The organism is Pseudomyxococcus flavus, assembly GCF_050038885.1.
Lineage (GTDB): Bacteria > Myxococcota > Myxococcia > Myxococcales > Myxococcaceae > Myxococcus > Myxococcus flavus.
Genome location: NZ_CP143624.1, coordinates 4277693 through 4297016 on the forward strand (window position 1 = coordinate 4277693; position 19324 = coordinate 4297016).

Annotated in this window: 13 protein-coding genes; 4 read left to right on the top strand and 9 right to left on the bottom strand. The window is 72.0% G+C overall.

What is annotated here, in order from left to right; all coding sequences use genetic code 11:
* The first annotated feature begins 541 nt into the window (after positions 1-541).
* A complete protein-coding gene (locus VZL07_RS18015) occupies positions 542-1603 on the top strand; it encodes a serine/threonine-protein kinase (RefSeq protein ID WP_426756796.1) in 1062 nt (353 codons plus the stop codon).
* Positions 1604-1678: 75 nt separating this feature from the next.
* On the top strand, positions 1679-2983 hold the full coding sequence (locus VZL07_RS18020) for an ABC1 kinase family protein (protein ID WP_426756797.1): 1305 nt from the start codon (positions 1679-1681) through the stop codon (positions 2981-2983).
* A 14-nt stretch (positions 2984-2997) separates the two neighbouring features.
* On the opposite strand, the gene VZL07_RS18025 is transcribed toward VZL07_RS18020, so the two are convergent.
* A complete protein-coding gene (locus VZL07_RS18025) occupies positions 2998-3405 on the bottom strand; it encodes a response regulator (protein ID WP_426757314.1) in 408 nt (135 codons plus the stop codon).
* A 278-nt stretch (positions 3406-3683) separates the two neighbouring features.
* Here VZL07_RS18025 and VZL07_RS18030 point away from each other — a divergent pair, with 278 nt between their 5' ends.
* Complete coding sequence (locus tag VZL07_RS18030; RefSeq protein WP_426756798.1) at positions 3684-4370, top strand: LuxR C-terminal-related transcriptional regulator; 687 nt, start codon at positions 3684-3686, stop codon at positions 4368-4370.
* Positions 4371-4572: 202 nt separating this feature from the next.
* On the opposite strand, the gene VZL07_RS18035 is transcribed toward VZL07_RS18030, so the two are convergent.
* The 8 genes from VZL07_RS18035 to VZL07_RS18070 form a co-directional block, all read right to left on the bottom strand.
* Positions 4573-5361: a dienelactone hydrolase family protein gene (locus VZL07_RS18035; RefSeq protein ID WP_426756799.1), complete on the bottom strand. Its 789-nt coding sequence runs from the start codon at positions 5359-5361 to the stop codon at positions 4573-4575.
* Between the two features lie 228 nt (positions 5362-5589).
* On the bottom strand, positions 5590-6624 hold the full coding sequence (locus VZL07_RS18040; protein WP_426756800.1) for a methyltransferase: 1035 nt from the start codon (positions 6622-6624) through the stop codon (positions 5590-5592).
* Positions 6621-7472 carry a tryptophan 2,3-dioxygenase family protein gene (locus VZL07_RS18045; RefSeq protein WP_426756801.1) on the bottom strand — a complete coding sequence of 284 codons (852 nt, stop codon included), beginning with the start codon at positions 7470-7472 and terminating at the stop codon, positions 6621-6623. The genes VZL07_RS18040 and VZL07_RS18045 overlap by 4 nt, the downstream gene beginning before the upstream one ends.
* Before the next feature lie 89 nt (positions 7473-7561).
* Complete coding sequence (locus tag VZL07_RS18050) at positions 7562-7972, bottom strand: response regulator (RefSeq protein ID WP_426756802.1); 411 nt, start codon at positions 7970-7972, stop codon at positions 7562-7564.
* A complete protein-coding gene (locus VZL07_RS18055) occupies positions 7965-10922 on the bottom strand; it encodes a response regulator (protein ID WP_426756803.1) in 2958 nt (985 codons plus the stop codon). The genes VZL07_RS18050 and VZL07_RS18055 overlap by 8 nt, the downstream gene beginning before the upstream one ends.
* A 3-nt stretch (positions 10923-10925) precedes the next feature.
* The gene (locus VZL07_RS18060; RefSeq protein WP_426756804.1) at positions 10926-12086 is read right to left on the bottom strand and encodes an FIST signal transduction protein; all 1161 of its coding nucleotides are present in this window, start codon (positions 12084-12086) and stop codon (positions 10926-10928) included.
* A gap of 32 nt (positions 12087-12118) precedes the next feature.
* On the bottom strand, positions 12119-13924 hold the full coding sequence (locus VZL07_RS18065; protein WP_426756805.1) for a cytochrome C: 1806 nt from the start codon (positions 13922-13924) through the stop codon (positions 12119-12121).
* Between the two features lie 263 nt (positions 13925-14187).
* Complete coding sequence (locus VZL07_RS18070) at positions 14188-16035, bottom strand: ATP-binding protein (protein WP_426756807.1); 1848 nt, start codon at positions 16033-16035, stop codon at positions 14188-14190.
* Positions 16036-16248: 213 nt separating this feature from the next.
* Here VZL07_RS18070 and VZL07_RS18075 point away from each other — a divergent pair, with 213 nt between their 5' ends.
* Entirely contained in the window at positions 16249-19299 is a 3051-nt protein-coding gene (locus VZL07_RS18075) for a helicase-related protein (protein WP_426756808.1), read from the top strand.
* Positions 19300-19324 lie beyond the last annotated feature (25 nt).

Consider the following 19324-nt stretch of genomic DNA (forward strand, 5'->3'; position numbering starts at 1 on the left):
GGCCCGGGCAGGGAGGCACCGCTGCTCGGGCTCTGCGCCCGAGGACGGTGGGGCGGGGGGACGTTGAGCGGTGCACGCGTGAGCCCATCGTCGGCTGGGCGGCCGGTGGTGCGCTTCCCCGCCTCGGCCCGGGCAGGGAGGCCCCGCTGCTCGGGCTCTGCGCCCGAGGACGGTAGGGCAGGGGGACGTTGAGCGCCGCACACGTGTGCGCGCTCCGTTCCGCGGCGCGACCTGCTCCGCGCGCGGATGGAAACTTCCGCCGCATGACGCTTGGACCGCGTGCGTGCTCCGGCCAACACCGCGGCCGTTGCGCGTTCGACGCACGCTCGGAAGGGGCCTCGCGAGCCGTGTCGCCGCGTCGTTAGGGTTTCCAGGCCGCTGGCGGTTGCCCGTGTACGAAAGGAGGGGGACTTCGGAGCGCCATCGCGCGCGTTCCGCACGGTGCCGTCACAGCTCCAACTCTCTTTCGCGCTTGCTCGCGCGCGGTGTCGGCCTCGTGCTTCGTGGGGCGGAAACCGGCTGCGCGGAGGACTGCACCTCCATGTCCCGGATGGACCTCACCACCTCCGTCCCCGTGTTTGCTCCGGCCCTCGGGTCCCCCTGTGGCTGTGTGCCCGCGCACGCGCGCCCCTGTGCATGTCCGGCCCGGGCGCGGCCGTACGCCGTGGAGGGCGCGCCCCGCTTCCTGATGCCTGCCGCCGCGGAGGCGCGAGGCCCTTCCGGTGCGGCCTCGCTGGTGGGCCAGCAGTTCGGGCACTTCCGGCTGCTGCGCGAGCTGGGCCGCGGCAGCCTGGGCACGGTGCTGCTCGCGGAGCATGCGCTCATCCAGAAGCGGGTGGCCATCCAGGTGCTGCACGCGCACGTGACGTGGGACGCGGCCCGGGTGGCGCGCTTCCTCTCCGAGGCGCGCACCTTGACGCTCATCCAGCACCCGAACGTCGTTTCGCTGTACGACCTGGGCCTGCGCGAGGGGCGTCCCTACCTCGTCAGGGAGTACCTGGAAGGGCAGAGCCTCGCCTCCTTCGCGCAGGGGCCGCTGGCGCCCGCGCTGGTGGTGGACCTGCTGTGCCAGGTGTGTGACGCGCTGGCGGCCGCGCATGCGCATGGCATCGCCCACGGCAGCCTCCAGCCCGCCAACGTCTTCCTCGTCCCCGACGCACTGGGACGCCAGCACGTGAAGCTGCTGGATTTCGGCATCGCCAGGCTGCTCCCGCCGTTCGAAGGCGCGGCGACGGACGCGCTCGACACGCCGGCATCCGCCGCTGGCGACGACACGTCGCGGGCCCTGCGCGCCGACCTCCATGCCGTCGGGGAGCTGGGGGCCCTGCTCGCCACCGGCCGCGCGTCCGCTCTCGGGGGCGCGGCGGAGGACGCCCTGCCGGGCCCTGCGCGGCGAGCGCCGTCAGCTCCCCGGGACATGCCCTCGGCGCTGTCACGCGTGCTGCTCAAGGCCATGGCACGCCGCCCGGCGGAGCGCTACGCCAGCGCGGGTGCGCTCCGGGACGCCCTGCAGGCGTCGCTGGCGCTCGACGGGGCCGCGGTGGGCCTGGGCCCCGCCAGCCTCCAGCGGCGCGTGGGCTGGGACGCGCCCGCCTCCAGGTAGAGCGGCCTGGCTGTCGCCGTGAGGCGACATGCCTTGCGTCTGGCGAGGCCCTCCTCGTTAATCCACCTCGTTCCCATGGCTTCGGACTCCGACGACAAGCTTCCTCCCCAGGGGCGCTTCAACCGCCTGCGCAAGCTGGCGGGCCTCTCCATGCAGGTGGGCACGGACGTGCTCAAGAGCGGCGCGAAGCGCCTGGCCGGCGGCGCGCCCGACATGCTCAGCAAGGAGGCCGCCGAGAAGCTGGTCTCCACCCTGGGCGAGCTCAAGGGCGCCGCCATGAAGCTGGGGCAGGCCGTGTCCATGGACCCTGACCTGCTCACCCCCGAGGTGCGCCAGGTGCTGGCGCGGCTGCAGAACCAGGCGCCCGCGATGTCCTACGCGCAGGTGGCCCGCGTGGTGGAGGAGGAGCTGGGCGCGCCGCCGGAGTCGCTGTTCCGCGAGTTCAGCCAGCAGCCGCTGGCCGCCGCGTCGCTGGGGCAGGTGCACCGCGCGGTGCTGGAGGACGGGAGGGCGGTGGCGGTGAAGGTGCAGTACCCCGGCATCGACGCGTCCCTGGCCCAGGACATGCAGAACCTGGAGCTGGTGTCGAAGACGGCGTCGAAGGTGCTGCGCGTGTCCAACGCCGCCGCCTACTTCCACGAGTTCCGCGACGAGATGCTGCTGGAGCTGGACTACCACCGCGAGGCCGAGCTGGCGCAGGGCTTCGCGCGCGGCGTGGCGACGCGGCCCGAGCTGTGCGTGCCCGGCGTCGTCACCAGCCACAGCGCGAAGCGGGTGCTCACGCTGGAGCTGCTGGAGGGCCTCACCCTGAAGGACTGGCTGCCCACCCAGCCCTCGAACGAGGAGCGCTTCCGTGTGGCGCGCCAGCTCATCCTCGCCACCTACGTGCCCTTCTTCGGCGCGGGCGAAATCCACGCGGACCCGCACCCGGGCAACTACATGGTGATGCCGGACGGGCGGCTGGGGTTGCTGGACTTCGGCTCCATCAAGCGCTTCTCCCCGCGCTTCGTGGAGACCAACCAGCGCATGCTCCGGCAGACGATGCGGATGGAGCCCCTGGACATCCTGGCCCTGAGCCGGGAGGTGGGCTTCACGGTGGAGCTCCCGGACGAGGAGGCCGAGGCGCTCATCGCCGAGGTGCTGCGCATCGCCGGGCGCCCCATGCGCATGCCGGACTACGACTACGCGGCGTGCGAAATCACCCGCGACATGCGCAACCACTTCTCGCGCAACGCGCCGCGCTTCCTCAAAATCCGGCCGCCGCCGGAGGCCATGATGTTCTTCCGCGCCACGGGCGGGCTGGCGCAGAACCTGCGGCTCATCGGCGCGCGCGGTGACTTCCGCGCCGTCTTCCTGGAAGTGACGGACCTGCCCGTCTGAGGCCGGCGCCGCGGCTACCGGGCGGCCGGCACGGGCTCGGGGGCCGCGGGCTTCTGGTGGAGCGCTTCCAGCTTCCGGACCAGGTCCTCGCCCTGCACGCTCTTGCTGATGTAGCCATCCGCGCCCGACGCGCGCGCCAGGGCGCGCAGCTGCGACTCGTCCGAGGCGGAGTAGAGGATGAACTTCGTGCCCCGGGGCGCCTGCCCGCGCGCGAGCGTCAGCACCCTGTCGCCACTGAGCGCGGGGATGTTCACGTCCAGCAGCACCAGGTCCGGCTGGGTGGTGCGCACCAGGTTCGACACGCCCAGGGAGGAGCGGTGGGTGCGGACGTCGAAGCCGAAGGCGGAGAGGGTGCGCTCCACGAGAGAGAGCTGGTCCTGCTCATCGTCCACGATGAGGACGCGGATTTTCGACTCCGGCATGGCTTCCCCCTTCAGCGTGTGGATGGGCACTACGGAATCTCCCTGACGTCCCCGCCAGGGCAGGCAACGTGGAGAGTATCCTCCAGACGTCATTCCGTGTCGCCCCCCGCCTGAGGGAATTCCCTTAGAGGGGTTGAACTTCGACGGACGAAGGAGAAGTGTGGTGCTGTCAGCCGTCGTCCCGTGCCCGGCCCACCACGGGGACGCCATCTGACACCCGCATCTGAGCGGTGGCGCGCGCCACGTGGCTGGAAGGGATTCTCGGGAGTCGGACTGCCATGGAATCGGAACGCATCCGCGTCGCCATCCTCGAGGACCAGCAGGTCTTCCGGGAGGCCTTGGTGGCTGTGCTGGAAGGTGCGGGCATGGACGTGGTGGCGGGCTTCGGGGAGCCGGCGCCCTTCTTCTCGCGTGTGCGTGAGACGCTGCCCCACGTCGCGCTGGTGGACCTGCGGCTGGAGCCGTCGGAGCGGGATGCGCCCGCCAGCGGCATGTCGGCGCTGCAGTGCCTGCATGACTTCTTCCCGGCGGTGAAGCCGCTGGTGCTGTCGGGCCACCGGGAGACGGAGCTGGTGGAGCAGTGCCTCCAGGCCGGCGCGGCCGGCTACCTGTGGAAGCAGAACATCGGCTGCGCCGAGGTGGTGGAGGCGGTGGAGCGGGTGGTGAAGGGCGAGCGGCTGCTGCCCGTGGGGCTGTCTCTGTCCCCGCCGTCATGGGGCTTCCAGCCGCAGCCGGAGGCGCCTTTCCGGGGAGAGCTGAGCCGGCTGACGCCGCGTGAGCGCGAGGTGCTGGGCTACATCGCCGCGGGCGCGGACAACCTGCGAATCGCCACCCACCTGCGCATCACCGAGCGCACGGTGAAGGCGCACATCACCAGCATCTACAAGAAGCTGGGCTCGGAGAACCGCACGCAGCTGGCGGTCCTCGGGTGCCAGCTGGGTGTGCAGCGCCCGGCAAGCCTCTGAGGCTCCAGGGCCTCCGCGTGAGACCGCGGGGCGGCGGCTCCTGGACCGCTGGCCACTGGGAGCGCGCCACGCGCCATGGCACCGTGCCAGATGCCTCGGCGTCAGGCGCACCCGCGCCTTCTCCCCCCACGTCAGGGCGTCCCCTGGGGGCCAGGGCAGCGACGCTGGCTGCCCTGGCCCGCCATCTCAGCGAAAGCGTGCGTCAGCCTCCGGCGACGCGCTGCTCGGGCAGGGACTCCCAGCGGGGCGCGCCCAGGTGCTGGAGGAACCACAGGCAGGCCAGGTCCACCATCTGCGTCAGCGCGCCGGGCTCCTCGAAGCGGTGCGTGGCGCCGGGGATGACCTCCAGGCGCTTCTCCGCCGTCATCGCGCCAAAGGCGCGGCGGTGCGGCTCCAGCGCGGAGCTGTCCTCCGCCCCGACGATGAGCAGCGTGGGCGCGCGCACCTTCGACAGCGTGGCGCCCAGCTGGCCCAGGCGCCCGCCGCGGCACACCACCGCGTCCACGAGCTCGGGGCGCATGGCCGCCGACGCCAGGGCCGCGCCCGCGCCGGTGTACGCCCCGAAGTAGCCGATGCGCAGGCCCTGGGTTCGCGGCGAGCGCCGCAGCCAGCGCGCCACGCCCGCCAGCCGCCCGCCGAAGAGGCCCAGGTTGAAGCGCAGGTCGCGCTCGCGGCACGCCTCCTCCTCCGCCGCCGTCAGCAGGTCCACCGCGAGGGTTCCCAGGCCTTCGTTCCGCAGCAACCGCGCGACCTTCAGGTCCGTGGCGCCCCGGCGGCTGCTGCCGTGGCCCCGGGCCAGCACCACCACGCCCGTGGCGCCCGGTGGCACCTGGAGCAGGCCTCGCAGCTCCAGGCCCTCCTCCACGGGGATGCGGACCTCCCCGTCCGCCATGGGGGGCGTCCAGGCCGCTGTCCCGGGCTCCGGCGTCACCAACCCGCGGACCGCCTTCCCCGAGCCTTCATCCGACCTGCGTGAACCCTGCTTCTTCATGCGGAGTCCCTCCTCTTTGTCGGACTGCGTCGCTGCCGTGCTACGTGCTCTGTCTTTGAAGATTTGCAGAACCCGTGCCAGGGCTTCAACGAACAGGGGAACGCCTGGCTGGCCTCCTGGGGGCCCGGGGATGGGCCCATTCTACCAGGGCTTCCGCGCCGCGATGCGGCAGCCCCGGTGACTTTTGGGGGGCAAACGGATGGACCCACCCAGCAGGTCCTGTCGTTTTTACCGGCGCGCGACGATGAGCTCGAAGGGACCGGGGAGGACCTCGGCGTCCCGGAAGCCGGTCTCCTCCAGCACGCGCAGGTAGTGCTCCACCTCGCGCAGGCGGCTCACGCAGGAGTCCACGCCCATGAGGAAGTAGGACCAGAAGAACTGGGCGGCGAGCCGCTCCGGCGTGCGGAACTCCTCGCAGATGAGGACGCGGCCTCCGGGGGGCAGCGCCTCGTACGCGGCGGCCAGCAGCGTGCGCGCGGTGTCCGCGGGCCAGTCGTGGAGCACGCGCACGAAGCAGAGCGCGTCGTAGCCCCGCGGCAGCGGCGCCTGGAGGAAGTCGCCGCCGCGGAAGCCCAGCCGCGCCTCGGGAAGGCCGAAGCGGGCGCGGGTGCGGGCCACCAGCGGCGCGGTGGCGGGCAGGTTGAAGACGTCCACCTGGAGGCGGGGGTGCTCGCTCGCCAGGTGAGCGGCCAGCGTGCCGTCGCCGCCCCCCACGTCCAGCACCCGGCCTCCGTCCGGCCACAGCCGGGGCGCGTGGGCGCGGAACGTCTCCAGGATGGGGGGGAGGCCCGCAGCCATGCTGGCCTCGAAGCCCGCCACCTGCTCGGCGGTCCGCGGCGGCCAGTCGAAGGCGGCGGGCGGCATGGAGCGCTCGCCGCGCAGCACCTGCGGCAGCTGCCCGTGCAGCTCGCGCCACGCATAGCGCTCCCTGTCCTTCTCCAGCGACTGGGGGCCCAGCACGGCCTGGGCGGCCGCGCGCAGCCCGGGCACGGCCTGGTAGGACGCGGACTCCAGCGCGTCGGTGGGCTGCTCGCGCCGCACCAGCCCCAGGCTCTCCAGGCAGTCGAGCAGCTTGTAGAGCCGCCCGGGCACCAGCTGGTGCCGCGCGGCCAGCGCTCCCAGGGTGATGGGGCCGGGCTCCAGCGCGTCCAGCAGTCCCAGGTTCAGCGAAGCCTCCAGCACGTCCACCGCGCGGGCGCCGTTGTAGAGCAGGTGCAGCAGTGCGCGAGGGGAGGGGGCCAGGGCCGTGGCCGCCTCCTTCATGGCCGCTCCACCTGCTCGGTGCGGGCCGCGTGGGCCATGGGACAGCCGCCGCCCTGCGGCACGCGGCGGGTGCCCGGGGCGATGCCGCCCTCGCGCTGCCACCCGGCCGTCAGCTCCAGCCGCACGTCCCAGAGCTGCCGGAACAGCGGCAGCGTCATCCGGCCCTGCAGCACCTGCGTGGGCAGGCCGTCCAGCGCCTTCACGGTGCGGTCCACGCCGATGGTGCGGCGCACCAGCTGGAAGTGCGCGTGCAGCCAGCCCTGGAAGGCCTCGTCCATGTCCAGCAGCTGCTCGCAGATGCGCTTGAGGTCGTCCGGCCCGCCGGCGGCGTAGACGGACGCCAGCGTCTGCTCACGCCGCGCGAGCAGCCGCTCCAGGGCGCCCTCCAGCCCCTGCGCCACCCGCCGCAGCATGTTGTAGCCGGGGGACTCCTGGCCGCTGCCGTTGCCCAGGCTGCGCCGGATGACCTGGTAGGTGTCCGGCGTCATCGTCTCCAGGATGGCCAGCTCCTGCTTCACCGCCTGGAGCACGCGGCAGATGCGCTCCAGCCGCGCCGAGGCCGCCCACAGCGCGTCCCGGTCCAGCTCGGCCACCACCTCCACCGCCTCGCGCGAGGCCAGCTTCAGCCAGAGCTCCTGCGCCTGGTGCACCACCTGGAACATCAGCTCGTCGTGCGCCACCCGCTCGCCGTCCGCCGCCTGGAGCGACAGCAGCGTGGGCGTCTTCAAGTAGACCTCGTAGTCGAGCTCGCCCTTGCCGACCCACTTCTTCAAGAGGGGGTTGAAGAGGGGCTCTGCCAGTTCGAGTCGTAGTTTTTCGGCGTGACTGTAATTGATGGACGCGCTCATGCGGCCCTCCAGAGTGGGGGGAGGCTCGGAAGGTGTGGAAGCGCGGGCCCCGTGCCAGGGGGACCCGCGGGCATGTCAGCAGCCGGCGCTCAGGTGGCGGGAGCAGGCGTCGGTGTGGGCGGCCGGGGCTTCAGGTGGAAGGCGCGCAGGCGCTGAGCCAGCTCCTCGCCCTGCACGCTCTTGGAGATATATCCGTCCGCACCGGACGCCAGCGCCAGGGAGCGCAGCTTCGATTCGTCGGATGCTGAATAGAGGATGAACTTCGTCTTCGGCAGCGCGTACTGGCGGGCCAGGTTGACGACCTTGTCGCCCTTGAGGGCGGGGAAGTTCACGTCGATGAGGACGAAGTCCGGCTCCGCGGAGCGGACGAGGTTGGAGACTCCCAGCGCGGAGGTGTGCGTGAGCACCTCGAAGCCGTAGGCGCTCAGCGAGCGCTGTACGAGGTCGAGCAGGTCCGGGTCGTCGTCCACCACCAGGACGCGCGCTTTTTCTTCAGACATGGGTTCTCCCTAGATGCTTTCGAATCATCTCGAGCAACTGGTCACGATCAAGGGGCTTGGTCAGGTACGCGGTGCAGCCCGCCGCGTGTGCCTTGTCCTGGTACTCCCGCCCCGCGTGCGCCGTCACTGCGATGACAGGAACATTGGCCGCGGCCGGTAGGGCACGCAACCTGCGGGTGACCTCCCAGCCGTCCAGGCGGGGAAGCGACAGGTCCATCAGGATGAGGTCCGGCGCGTCGCGGATGGCGCGCTCCAGGCCGTGCTCGCCGTCCTCGGCCTCGATGACCTCGAAGTGGCCGTTGAGGTAGCGGCGGACGATGTCCCGGTTCTGCGCGCTGTCCTCCACGTAGAGCACGCGGGGCAGCTTGCCGGCGGTGGCGGCGCGCTGGGACAAGAGCAGGCCCTTGGCCTGGGCGATGACGTCCTCCAGCGCGTGGCCGCCCTTCTTCACGAAGCCGGCGAAGCCGTCGCGCAGCAGGGCCTCCTCCTCCGAGGACAGCGTCTTGCCGGTGAGCACCACCACGGGCACCTGGAGCTTCTCCGCGCGCAGCCGGCGCAGCACCTCGAAGCCGTCCAGGTTGGGCATCATCAAGTCCAGCACCACCAGCGCGGGCGGCGAGACGCGCGCCTTGAGCAGGGCGTCCTCGCCGCTGCGGGCCTCCGTGGTGGAGAAGCCGGCGCGGCGCAGGTTGCGGCTGACCAGCTCGCGGGTGGCCGAGTCGTCGTCCACCACCAGCACCTCGCCCACGCTGGTGGACGTGCCGCGGCTCTGGCTGAGGCTGCGCTGCACCACCTCCACCAGCCGCTCGGGCTCCACCGGCTTGACGAGGTACTCGCACGCGCCCAGCGAGAAGCCGCGCGCGCGCTGCTCCTCCACGGAGATGAGGATGACGGGGATGCCGGCCAGCGAGGGCTCGCTCTTGAGCTGGCTGAGCACGGACCAGCCGTCCAGCTTGGGCAGGTGGATGTCCAGGAGGATGGCCTGGGGGCGCAGCTCCCGGGCGCGCTTGAGGGCGGCGATGCCGTCCTCGGCCACCACCACCTTGAAGCCCGCGGGCTCGAGCTGCCCGGCGACGAGCTGCTGGATGAGCGGGTCGTCGTCCACCACCAGCACCGTGCTGCCCGGCTGCGCCATGGCGCCCACGTGCTGGGCCACCTCGGCCACGGGCACGCCGCGCTCCAGGTGCGCCCCGCCGCCGTTGTCCGGCATCTCCAGGGTGGTGGGCAGGCGCACCGTGAAGGTGGTGCCGCGGCCCAGCGTGGACGTCACGGACACGTTGCCGCCCAGCACGCGGGACAGCTCCCGGACGATGGCCAGCCCCAGGCCGGTGCCGCCCACCTTGCGGGTGGTGGAGCCGTCCACCTGGCGGAACTTCTCGAAGATGAAGGGCAGCTGGTCGGACGGGATGCCGACGCCGGTGTCCTCCACCGTCATGATGACCTCGCCGCCCGCCGGCACCACGCTCAGCGACACCTCGCCCGCCTCGGTGAACTTGGCGGCGTTGCTGAGCAGGTTGAGCATGATCTGCCGCAGCTTCAGCGCGTCCGAGCGGAGCATGCGCGCGGCCGGGTCGATGTTCGTGGTGAGGGCCACGTCCTTGCCCTTGAGGTACTCCTTCACCGTGGCCAGGCACTCGTCGGCCAGCTCCTGCACGTCCACCGGCTCGGTGACGACCTCCACGCGGCCGGATTCAATCTTGGACAGGTCCAGGATGTCGTTGATGAGCGCCAGCAGCGTCTTGGCGTTCGTCTTGACGACGTTGAGGTCGCGGCGGCCGTGGGCCGTCAGCCGCTGGCCCTCCTCGCGCATCAGCAGGTCGCAGTAGCCGATGATGCCGTTGAGCGGGGTGCGGATTTCGTGGCTGAAGTTGGCCAGGAACTCGCTCTTGAGGCGGGCGGCGGCCTCGGCCTCGCGGGCGCGCTCCTCCTCGTTGCGCTTGGCCACCGCCAGCTCCTGGGCCAGCCGGTCCAGGTCCTCGTTCTGCTGGCGGATGATCTCCATCTGCAGCGCGCGCTGCTGGTAGGACGCCAGCGAGCGGGCGGAGACGGCGCGGGTGCGCTTGATTTCCTCCAGGCTGGCGGCGAGCTGCTTGTTGGCCGCCTCCAGCTCCGCCTTGGAGGCGCGCAGCATCTCCTCATGCTGCTTGCGCTCGGTGATGTCCTCCGTGACGCCCATCACGTAGCGGGCCACGCCGTGCTCGTCGAGCAGGGGCAGCTTGCGCGTGGAGAAGATGCGGTCCACGCCGTCGGCGCGGGCCACCTCCTCGAAGGACTTCATCTGCTTGGTTTCCAGAATCTCCGTGTCGATGGCGATGAACGACTCGGCCTGCTCCTTGGGGAAGTAGTCGTGGTCCAGCTTCCCGAGCAGCCACTGCTTGGTGACGCGGAAGGCGTCCGCGAAGGTCTTGTTGGCCACCACCAGCCGGCGCGTCTGCGCGTCCTTCACGAAGAGGACGAACGGCAGCGCGTCGATGATGTTCTCCATCAGGTAGTGGGTGCGCTCCAACTGCTCCGCGGTGGCGGTGTGGCGGCGGCGGTCGGCCGTCATCGCCAGCTCGCGCTGCACCACGGGCACCAGCCGGCTGAAGCGGTCCTCGGTGATGTAGTCCAGCGCACCGGCGCGCACGCTGGCCTCCAGCGTGTCCTCGCTCCAGTCGCGCGACATCACCACGAAGGGCAGCTCCTTGCCGTGCTTGCTCCAGAGCGCCCGCACCTCGGCGAAGCCCATGCCGGGCACCTCGGAGCCGCACAGCACCAGGCCCCACGTGCGCGACAGCGCCGCTTCCGCCGCGTCGGCCGTGGTGGCGCGCTCGGTGGGCACCGACACGCCCGCGCGCGCCAGGGCCTCCTCCACGCGCTGGCACTCGCGCTCGCTGGCCACGAGCAGCAGGGAGGCGTTGTCCGCCGGAGCGTCGGCGGAGGACTGCGAGGGAGGCTGCGTTGAGGCCATGGCTCAGTTCGCCCCGAAGACCAGCGTGGTCAGCGTGGTGTTGATGTGGAACCCCGAATAGATTTCGAAGTGCACATTCATACCAGCGGCGGTGGGTGCGGCCCTCAGCGTTTCCGCCAATTGCTGCACGGTGTTGGTGGCGCTGGCGTACCACATGCGTCCACCGCAGTGGAAAAGGAGGGCGGCCTGGGGGTTCTGCACCCGACGGGGCACCTCGTCGGTGAAGAAGCTGCGCGTCATGCCGGCCATGTCGCCCAGCTTCATCAGCTCCAGCTCGGTGCCTTCCTCCAGCAGGTTGGCGAAGAGGATGGAGCCATCCTCCTGCGGGCTCCAGGCGGCGCGGATGAAGTACTCGCGGCCCACGCGCAGGGCGGTGGGGCGCACGGCGAAGCCGCGCGGGGTGCCGAACTCCAGCTCGTCCACGCCCACGCCCAGGATTTCCGCGTAGCGTCGGGCGGCCGGGTGCCCGTCGATTTCGAGCGCGCGGGTGTGGCTCTCGTCCACCTTGGTGATGGTGATTTTCTCGCCGGTGGGCACGTACCAGTGCGAGCGCAGCGCGGCCCAGGGCGCGTTCGTCCTGAAGAGGGCCACCAGCACCGCGTCGGTGGCGACCTCGCCGTCCACGTGGACCATGGCGGACTGCTTGGCCGGGTCGCGGTTGGCGTCGCTGGCGCCGCCGCCCACGAGCACCAGCGTCTGGCACTTCTCCAGGATGCCCAGCAGCAGCTCTTCCTTCTTGTAGCGGAAGCCATCGTCGATGACGAGACCGACGTAGCGGCGCGGGTCCAGGTCCTGCTGCCGCACGCCCAGGTCGTCACAGGCGTGCTTGATGGCGGCGGCGCCCGCGCTGATGGCGTCCACCGTCAGGCCCTTGCCCAGGCCCAGGCCCACCTCGATGTCACCGAAGAGGGCGCTCATGACGACGCTGCCCTCGTGGATGCCGGTGTTGTCCAGCTCGCCCGCGGTGGTGGCGCCAATCAGGCGCGTGCCGGGGGGCAGCCGCTGACGCACCGCGCGGTTGAGCGCCTGCTGGTCGCGCTCCCGCGAGGCGAACATCGTCACCAGCCGGGGCGTGCCCGCGCCCAGCTGCCCCAGGAGGTCCTCCGCGGCTGCTTCCGGCTCCTTCAACGTGGTGCGAGCCGTCTGCATCTTCACTTGGGCCATGGGGAGGACCTCCGAGGGTGCGCGAGCGGGGGTTAGAGGCCGCTGCCGGGGTGGCGAGTATGACAGGCGCCGGTGCACTGCTGGAAAGACTCCGCGCCTCCACCCACGTACATGCTCTCGATGGGTCCGAACTGCGCCACGTGGCTGTCCGGGTAGCTCTTGTGGCAGGACAGGCAGGCGGCCTTGCTGGTGCGCTGGATGCTCTCCTTCGTCAGGTGGCAGGACGAGCACTGGTGGAGCGGCGCGTCAAAGCGGTTCGAGCGCGAGTGGATGAAGTGGGTGCGCACGAAGATGGGGCCCTCCAGCTCGAAGGCGAGCGGGGCGTGGCACCCGGCGCAGGCGGCGCGGTTCTCGTTGCCGTGCAGCACCTCGCTCAGCTCGCCGCCCTTGCTGTGGCAGGACGTGCAGGGGCCGGTGGTGAGCTGGGGCTCGGTGCGCTGGCGGGTGCCCACCTGGATTTCGATGGTGGTCGACGCCGGGAGGTCCTCGCCCAGGTACGCGCGGCGGCCCTTCACGGTGACGAGGTAGGTGCCGGGCGCGGCGTTGTCCGGCAGCTTGAACTGCCAGGTGTCCGTGTTGGGCACGTCCCACAGGGCCGGGTCCACGAAGGCGCCGCCGAAGAGGACGTTGGCGAAGGGCAGGGTGGCGAACTGCGAGAAGACGCCGTCGCGCTCGGGCGTGGCCACCACCTGCTCGTCGACGGCCGGGTCCAGGAACGCCTCCAGCGCGACGATGGAGCGGATGGGCTGGATGTCCTGCGCCGGGCCGATGATTTGCGTCATCAGCATCCGCTCGCGGTGCTTGCGCCGGTAGTAGGTCGCCGTCGCGTCGAAGAAGGCCCGGTAGTACTGGAGGCCGGACTCGGTGCCGTCGGGCGCCACCTGGTTGTACGGCGGCAGGTAGCCCCGGGGGTGGAGCGGGTTGCCGGCGCCGTCCCGCAGGGTGAGCTGGAAGGTGATTTCCGTGCCGGGGGCATAGGTGCCGTCCGGGCCCGGCGGGGTGAGGGGCTCCACGCCGATGCGGAAGCCATAGGCATACGGCGCGTCGCGCACCTGCTCCACCGGGATTTCATAGGGCGCGGCCGGGCGCAGGCTCCAGCGCAGGCGCAGCTTGCGGGTGTCGGGGCGCAGCGTCAGCGTCTGGCGCCTGGCGTGCTCGTAGGCGTTGCGCAGCTCCAGGATGGCCTCCTCCTCGAACGAGGTGGACGCCGAGCAGTCGTCGGGCGTGGCGCAGCCGGTGGCCGTCTGGATGCCGCGGAAGCGGCGGATGAAGAAGTCGTCCACGTTGGAGCGGCGCTGGTGCTCGGAGCCCGCGTTGAGGATGATGGGCACGCCGTTGAGCCGGCCGCGCGCGTCCACCTGCTCCACGATGAAGTGGCTGGGCAGGGCCATCCACGCCGCGTCCCGGTAGAAGCGGCGGCGGGTGTAGGGCCCCGGCGCACCGATGGACTCCTGGTCCACCTGGCGCACGCCCAGCCAGCCCAGGCCGCCGAAGTCGCTCTGGCGGATGAGGTTGCGCAGGCCCTCGTCCTTCGTGGACGTCACGAAGGCGCGGATATCAATCTGGTTGATGAAGAAGGTGGTGCCCTCCTTCACGCGCAGGGGCTTGCCCACCCCGTTCTCCACCTCGAGCGCCAGCGCGACCGGCGGCGTGGTGGGTCCCGACGGCCGGGGCCAGCCGCCCAGCAGCGCCTGGGACTCCTCACCCAGGAAGGCCTCCTCCGATTGCGGCGGCAGCGTGTCCACCGAGGCCTCGTCCGTGACGTCCTGTCCGCCGCAGGCGACCAGCAGCCCAGCGAGCGACGCGAGCAGGGCCCGGGGGGCTCCAAGTCCACCCATGGTGCAACTCCTCGTACGTGTAAAAACCGACGCCGGCATGGCGCCTGGGCCAGTGGGTCCTGTAGCCCGTCGCCTGTGGGACGGTGTGGGCCGGACCTCTCCCGTTTCCGGGTTTCCCCGGTTCGAGCCTTTTTAGCCGTACGAAGATTATCTGCAACGAGCAGATTTGTTCAACTTCTGGGAAAACAATCCACCCAGAGTCGAACCCCAAGTGTTTTCAAGGAGATGACTCCCTGCCCTCCAGGGTAGGCCCTCCTACAGCGTCACACCTGTGCTTCAGTCATCAAGCAGGATTCCTTGTTTACCGCGCGGGGGAGTTCAATAGTGAACTCCGCCCCCTCTCCGGCCCGGCTCTGGACGTGGACGGTGCCCCCGTGGGCCTCGACGAGCTGCCGGACGATGTAGAGGCCCAGGCCGGTGCCCGGGTGCTGGGCCCCGGGGTGCACGCGCTGGAAGCGGTGGAACAGGCGCTGCTGGGCCTCCACGCCAATGCCGATGCCGCCGTCGCGCACGCTGAAGCGCACGCAGTGGGCGCTGGCCTGGACGCGCAGCTCCACCGGGTGGCCCCGGCCGAACTTGAGGGCGTTGCTCAGCAGGTTGGTGATGACGCGGTCCAGGCGCTGCCGGTCCCACTCGCCCGTGGCGCCCTCGTCCACGCGGAGGGAGAGGGCGCAGCCCGCGGCGGTGGCCTGGTCGCCGTGGCGCTCGGCCACCTCGCGCACCAGCTGCGCCAGGTCCAGCTTCTCCGTGTCCAGCACCATGCGGCCGGCGGACAGGCGCGACAGGTCCAGGAGGTTGTGGACCAGCCGGCCCAGGCGCCGCGTCTCGCCCTCGGCGCCGGCCAGCCCCTCGCGCAGCCGCGCGTCGGGCGTGGTGGCGCTCTGCAGGACCAGGCGCCGCAGCCGCAGCTGCAGCGAGCTGAGCGGGTTGCCCAGGTCATGCGCGGCGATGCCAATGAGCTCGAGCGCGTCCTGCGCCTGTGACAGCAGCCGGGCGTTGTCGAGCGCGAGCGCGGCGCGCGCCGCCAGCTCCTCCATGAAGGCCCGGTCCACCTCGCCGAAGCGGCGGTGCGTCCCCGTGGTGGACATCAGGCACAGCGCCCCCAGCACGCGCGAGCCCACCGCCAGCGGCACCGTGAGGGCGGACGTCACCCCCAGCGCGCACAGCAGCTCGCCGTGCGCGGTGCCCGCCAGCGCCTGGGGCGGGCGGGTGGCGTCCAGCTCCGGCACGAGCTCGCTGCGGCCGGTGCGCACCACCCGGGCGGGCCCCACCTCGCCATCCTCCGGACAGCGCAGGAGCGGCTCCCACATGCGGTGGGACGTGGCGGCGTCCGCGCAGGCCACCGCGTGCGGCCGCACCGTGCCGTCCTCGGAGGGCAGGAAGAGGATGCAGGCGTCGGCCACCTCGGGCACGCACAGCCGGGTGAGCGCCTCGCCCACCTCGCGCGCCCCCGACAGCGGCTGGAGCACGCGCCCGGCCTCCGCGAAGAGCGCCTGGGCCCGCTCGATGCGGCGTCGCTCGGTGATGTCGCGCGTCACCTTCACGAAGCCGCGCAGCCGCCCGTGCGCGTCGTACAGCGCGGTGAGCAGCGTCTCCGCCCAGAAGCGGCTGCCGTCGCGGCGCATCCGCCAGCCTTCCGCCAGCAGGCGCCCCTCGCGCGCGGCGCGCTCGAGGTGGGCGCGGGGGACACCGGCGGCCACCTGGTCGGCGGGGTAGAGCCGGTCGGCGTCGCGGCCGGCGAGCTCCACCTCGGCCCAGCCGGTGAGCCGCTCGGCGCCGGCGTTCCAGGCCGTCACCCGGCCGTGCCGGTCGAGGAAGCACAGCGCGTAGTCCGTCACCCCATCCATGAGGAGCTGCAGGTGCTGCTCGCTGGACTCGTGCCGCGCGTGCAGCGGCGCCAGCGCGCGGTGGAGCACGAAGCCCAGCGCCGCCACGCACCCCAGGCCCAGCAGCCCCGCGAGCAGGGCCTGCGGGAGGGCGCCGCGCCCCACCGGGGTGGTGGCCTCCGCGTACACCGCCGACAGCAGGGTCGCGAGCAGCAGCAACCCGGCGAACAGGCAGGCGGACAGGCCCGCGCTCACTCGCTGGGCGAACGTCCAACGGCGCATCATGTGGCACTCCCCCCCAAGGCACCCCTCCGGGCGTGCCGTCGGTGAAGAAAGCATCACCCATACTGCACGCTGGAAGACATCGTCCCCCTGGACGGGGCGGCTCCACCCCAGGGTGTCCTGGGGCAGGGCAGCCCGAGGGCCCGGGGAGGCCCGTTCCAGACGGGCGCCACGGAATGGCCTTCGTCAAGACAGGGGGTTATGAGCGGACCCTCCATGTCTCTCGTCGAAGGTTCGAAGGTCCGTTACCTCCCGCAGCCCGAATGGGGTGTGGGTCATTTGTTGTCGCTGCAGGAGGACGGCGCCAAGGCGCTCGTCGCCTTCCCCGCCCGGGAGGACGCCCCGGTGCTGGTGTCCACCAAGGGCGGCGCCCTGGTGCAGTACCCGCTGCCCCCCGGGGAGCCGGTCATCACCTACAAGGGCCGCCTGGCGGTGGTGGTGCGGGAGGAGCCCGGCGCCCGCGGCCTGCGCCGCTACGTGCTGCGCTACGTGGAGACCGGGGAGGAGGACGAGCTGCCGGAGTCCTCCGTCCGCGCGCTGCCGCCCCGCTCGGACCTGCTGTCCACGCTGCGTGAGGGCCGCGTGGGCGAGGCGCGGGCCTTCACCCTGCGCAAGCAGGCGCTGGTGCTGGACGACGAGCGGCGCTGCGACGCGCTGGGCGCGCTGCTGGCCAGCCGCATCATGGTGAAGCCGCACCAGGTGGGCGTGGTGCAGCGCGTGCTGTCCGCCCGCCGTCCGCGCTTCGTGCTGGCGGACGAGGTGGGCCTGGGCAAGACGATTGAGGCGGGCATGGTGTTCAGCGCGCTGCGCCTGTCCGGGCTGGCGCGCCGCTGCCTCGTCGTGGCGCCCAGCCACCTCACCGTGCAGTGGCTGGTGGAGCTGTTCCACAAGTTCAACCAGCTCTTCACGCTGATGGACTCGGACCGCTACGCGCAGTCCCTGAAGGAGGCGCCGGACGTCTCGCCGTGGGCGCGCTTCCCGCTGGTGGTGACCAGCCTGGAGATGCTCCAGCGCAGCGAGGAGCACCGCCGCGCGCTGGCCCGCGAGGACGCCTTCTGGGACCTGGTCATCATCGACGAGGCGCACCACCTCAAGGGCGAGCGCGCCTTCGAGGCCGCGCAGGTGCTGGCGAACAATTCCTGGGGCCTGCTGCTGCTCACCGCCACGCCCATGCAGCTGGACCCGGCGGAGTACCACGGGCTGCTCACGCTCATCGACGCGGCGACGGCGCCCACCGTCGCGGGCTTCGAGGAGCGGCTCAAGCGCCAGGAGGAGCTGTCCGCCGCGGTGCGCGCGCTGATGGAGGGCGGCAAGCCGTCCGCCGCGGTGCAGGCGCTGGCGAAGCGCTTCCCCGAGGACACGAAGCTGTCGTCGCTGAAGGACCGGGACGCGCTGCTCCAGCACCTGGCGGAGACGTACAGCCTGAGTGACCGGCTGGTGCGCAACCGCCGCGCGGTGGTGGGCGGCTTCTCCACGCGCCGGCTCCACCGCCACCCGGTGACGCTGCCCGCCGAGGAGCTGAAGGTCCGCGACGCCGCGCTGGCGGTGCTCGCGGGGGCCAGCCTGCGCGGCGCGCCGCTGGGCAACGTGCTGCGCCGGCTGGAGTCCAGCCCCGCCGCCTTCGCGGGCGCGGTGCGCGCCAACCCCGTGTTCAAGGGCCACGCGGACGCGCTGAAGCTGCCCGCGCGCGACGCGAAGTTCGGCGCCTTCCTGGACGTGCTGCGCGGCATCTGGAAGTCGGAGCCGGCGGCGAAGGTGCTCGTCTTCACGGAGAGCCGCGACACGCTGGACGCGCTCCAGGCGGAGCTGGGCCGCGAGGGCGTGGAGGCGCTGGGCTACCACGGTGACCTGCCGCTGGTGGAGCGCGACCGGCAGGTGGCGCGCTTCCGGGACCCGGAAGGCCCCAGGGTGCTGCTGTGCACCGAGGTCGGCGGCGAGGGCCGCAACTTCCAGTTCGCCCACCACCTGGTGCACTACGATTTGCCCTGGAGCCCGGCCACGGTGGAGCAGCGCATCGGCCGCCTGGACCGCATTGGCCAGACGCACCCGGTGGACATCCACGTCTTCGACCCGGCGGGCACGCTGGCCTCCGACGTGCTGATGCTGCTGGCGGACGCGGTGGGCGTCTTCGGCGAGACGGTGGGCGGCCTGGACGCGGTGCTGGAGGAGGTGGAGGCGCGGCTGGCCGAGCTCGCGCTGATGCCGCGCGAGGCCCGCATGGCCTACGCGCAGGAGCTGAAGGCCCGCGTGGAGGCGGCGCGCGCGCAGGTGAAGCGCGCGTATGACCCGCTGCTGGACGTGCGCAGCTTCGACCGGCCCGCGGTGGAGCGCCTGGTGAAGCGCGCCCAGGAGCGCATGGGCATCGAGGCCGACGAGGACGAGGACGGCGAGGCGGAGGCGTCCAGCGTGGAGGATGGCCTGTGGGGCATCGCGCGCGACCTGGACGAGCGGCTGGAGGAGACGGTGACGGAGCTGGCGCGCCGGGTGGGCATCGGCGTGGACACCGACGAGCAGGTCGAGGCCTTCCAGGTGGCCTTCCAGTTCGGCCACGCGCTGAAGGTGGACGGGCTGCCGGGCATCGACGTCATGGAGGACCGCACGCAGCTGGGCACCTTCTGGCGCGACACCGCGGTGGAGGCGGAGGAGCTGGAGTACTTCGCCACCGGCCACCCGCTGGTGGAGGCCCTCTTCGGCTTCCTGCGCGACGGCCCCTATGGCCGCAGCGCCTTCCGCTTCATCGAGCGGCGCGGGCCCCAGAAGGGCCGCGGCGTGGAGATGCTCTTCCACGTCCAGCTCCCGGAGCCGGAGGACACCTCGCCCGGCGCCCGGGTGCCCAGCCGCCAGCTGGCCCGCTTCCTGGAGCGCACGCTGGTGCACGTCGCCGTGGCGGACGCCGCCGGAGGCCCCAGGGCCGATGCCGCGCTGCTGCCCGCGCTGGAGAAGGAGGGCAAGTCGCTCAAGGGCGACGAGGTGTCGCTCGCGTTCCCGGGCTTCGCGAGCTTCGTCGACGCGGCGGTGCCCGTGGGGCAGAAGGCCGCGGAGGCGGAGCTGGCGAAGCTGGCCTCCCAGGCGCGCAAGGCGATTGAGGCCGAGCGCGACGCGGCCGTGGCCCGCCTGCGCCTGTCCCTGGGCCACCAGGGCCTCTCCGCCGAGGCCGTGGAGGCGCAGCTGGACGCCGAGCGCACCCACTATGAGCGCCTGCTCGGGGCCCTGGCGGGCGCCAGGGTGGTGCTCGACTCCGCCTGCGGCTTCGTGCTGAACCGTTGAGGCGGGACGGGCCCGGGGAGTGTCC